The 2,495-nt window shown below is 38.9% G+C and carries 3 protein-coding genes; 2 read left to right on the forward strand and 1 reads right to left on the reverse strand.

Annotated elements, in window-relative coordinates; translation table 11 throughout:
* Positions 1-282: helix-turn-helix domain-containing protein (locus HSISS3_RS12570; protein WP_167546252.1), on the reverse strand; the 282-nt coding region annotated here is incomplete at its 3' end.
* 246 nt (positions 283-528) lie between these two features.
* On the opposite strand from HSISS3_RS12570, the gene HSISS3_RS03045 reads away from it, so the two are divergent.
* The gene (locus tag HSISS3_RS03045; protein WP_021151639.1) at positions 529-1,287 is read left to right on the forward strand and encodes a CPBP family intramembrane glutamic endopeptidase; all 759 of its coding nucleotides are present in this window, start codon (positions 529-531) and stop codon (positions 1,285-1,287) included.
* A gap of 189 nt (positions 1,288-1,476) precedes the next feature.
* On the forward strand, positions 1,477-2,490 hold the full coding sequence (locus HSISS3_RS03050) for a hypothetical protein (RefSeq protein ID WP_021151640.1): 1,014 nt from the start codon (positions 1,477-1,479) through the stop codon (positions 2,488-2,490).
* The last annotated feature ends 5 nt before the right edge of the window (positions 2,491-2,495 follow it).

A 2,495-nucleotide genomic window follows, 5' to 3' on the forward strand; every position in this document is an offset into this window, starting at 1 on the left:
ATTATACCTGAAAACCCATTGTCTGATTTGTTCATGACTTCTTAGCCCAAATTTTCTAGCTAATTCTTGAAGGGAACCTTCTCCTGTTAAATAGGCTTCAATGCATTTTAGCTTAAACTCTGTAGAATAATTTTGGTTATGCTTTAGAGACTTTAGCCCCTCGTGCCCTTGATATTGATAGGCTGTAGCCCAGTCTTTAATAGTACAAGGATTGACCCCAAACTGACGAGCTAGTTGAGAACAGGAGGCTTTACCTTCAAGATACCAGGTAACAGCCCTCAGCTTGCCTTCAAAAGAAACCTTACTTTTCTAGACATAATAAAAATCCTACTTTCGTAAACAGTACTTTATGTATTTTTACTGTCTACTTAAGTAGGACTATATCAAGATGCCTTCCTTGCTTTTTCTTTTTTCGAATAAAATACTAATTTTTCTGCAAATGTTAGTGTTAATTTAAGGATTATGACTTATAATAAGCTTAAAGAAAAAACGAGCTTTCGTTGTAGATACGAGGAGGAAGGGAAGACAATGTCATTACTAAAGAAAATCCATCCCGAGCAGCCACTCAAGGAACTGAGATGGTTTGATATTGGTATGGTAACGCTCATCATGTTTGGACAGTTTATCGTACGTTCGACCCAGTTGTATATGGCTAGTCTGTCGCCAACCATTTCCACAACAATAAGTGAAACAACGACAAATACGTCTAGTGAAGGAGTAGCCTACTCAAGTAATTTCAACTTACAACTGATTCTCCTAGCCTTAGCGATTATTTATCTCTGGATACGTCATTTTGACTTTAAGCAACTGCCTATCCGTCTAAAGTGGTCTCTTTTCTTTTGGGTACCTTTTATTTTCGCTATCATGGGTCTCTTGGCCGATATGGTCAGCACGCTGTCAGGCCAGTATAACTACTTTAGTCCTCAAGTTTTAGCCTTTATTAGTCCTATGGCTGTGCTTAATAAGTTTCTGGCCTTGTCACCTATGGCTATTACCTACGGATTGCTTAACGGTTTCTACGAGGAATTTTTCTTCCTAGGACTCTTGACCTCAGTGAAGGACAAGTATAAGTGGTGGGTCTTGCTCTTTTCAACCCTTGTCCGTGTGTCCTTCCATACCTATCAGGGTATGCTATGGGCTCTGGTTATCGGTGTGGTATTTGGTCTACTCTATTATTTTCTTTATAAATATAAGGTCAAAAACCTGCTTCCATTCTTCCTAGTCCATGCCTTGGCTGATATGTTTGGCTCAAGCCTCATTTATCTCTTGGTTAATTGGAATTATTAGCAAAACAACTCCCTTCGTTGCGTGTACGAGGGGAGTTTTAAGGTTGATTTCTAGTAGAGATATTAAAATGCTATTGTCGTTAAAGTTGTACAATGAGAATTTGCTTAAAAAATAGTTTTTAATTTTGTTAAAAATATGAGATAATAGTGGCGGACTATACTTAAACAGCAATTTTAGAGGGAGACAATGATGTCAAAACGATTAATTTCAAATCGTCCGAGCGATCTTAAGCCTCTTAAGCAACTTTTCTGGGAAAATGCAGAGAAAGCTCGGATGGGCGACTATTGGAAAGATAAGAAGAGTTACAGAGAGCTTTCCGAAGCGACGGGAATTCCTTCAGGAAGCTTACGGATGCTTTTTATGAACAAGCCTAAGGGAAATATTCCAAAGATTGTAACCATTACTAATGGTCTGGCTAAGGTGACCAAGAAAAATATCACACTTGGTATGCTTTTATCTCAAGACAACCAGCATGAAGTTTTTGAGTTTCCAAGAAAGCCTGACCAGGTCACGCAAAACCTGTGGAATAATATTCGTAAGAAATTACATATCACAGAGACTATGGATGCTGAAGAAGTCAGAGAACGCATGACGCACTTTGTGGTGTCATCTGGCATGGCACAAACCAACTATAACTTAATCAAGCAAAGAGGGACTGTTTCACTAGATACTCTGGAAAAATTTTCCAAAACTCTAAGAGTTGAGCCTTATGAATTGTTAGCAACGATTAGACGTAAGGAAAATGTGGATAAGATTGCACTGCCAATTCATAGGGAAAATGACAGCGAATCACACATTGATATCGGAAAGCTAAACACCTTTATCAAACTCCAGCCCTACTCACCTAGTGGCCCTGAGGCAGCTTCAGTGGACTTGAGCCCACAAAATCTTTATCGCTATTACTCTAAGGGAAGCGCTGGTGACATGTCCATAAAAACGGCTTATAAGTTTAAGAGACTTGTGGATATTTACGAAGCGGAAAATGGTAGCCTTGACTCTTCAAGCAGAGTCCTAGATGCCAAGAAACTTGAAAAACTCCTTTATAGCGGCATGACGACTGGTTATGCGATTTCAAAAACGGGTTTGATGAATGCGACCAATGGTAATCTCTATATCAAGGGCAAACGTCCCATCGAATCCATGAAGTTAGACCGTGCCTTCGGTTTATATAAACACTTAAAAAGATTGAAAAAGAACCAATAATTCTT

Origin of the sequence: Streptococcus sp. HSISS3 (genome assembly GCF_000448605.1) — a bacterium.
GTDB classification, from domain to species: Bacteria; Bacillota; Bacilli; order Lactobacillales; family Streptococcaceae; genus Streptococcus; species Streptococcus raffinosi.

Excerpts from the sequence above, each read along its gene's own strand:
- HSISS3_RS03045 (WP_021151639.1), top strand. The coding sequence starts at position 529 with ATGTCATTACTAAAGAAAATCCATCCCGAGCAGCCACTCAAGGAACTG.
- HSISS3_RS03050 (WP_021151640.1), top strand. The coding sequence starts at position 1,477 with ATGTCAAAACGATTAATTTCAAATCGTCCGAGCGATCTTAAGCCTCTT.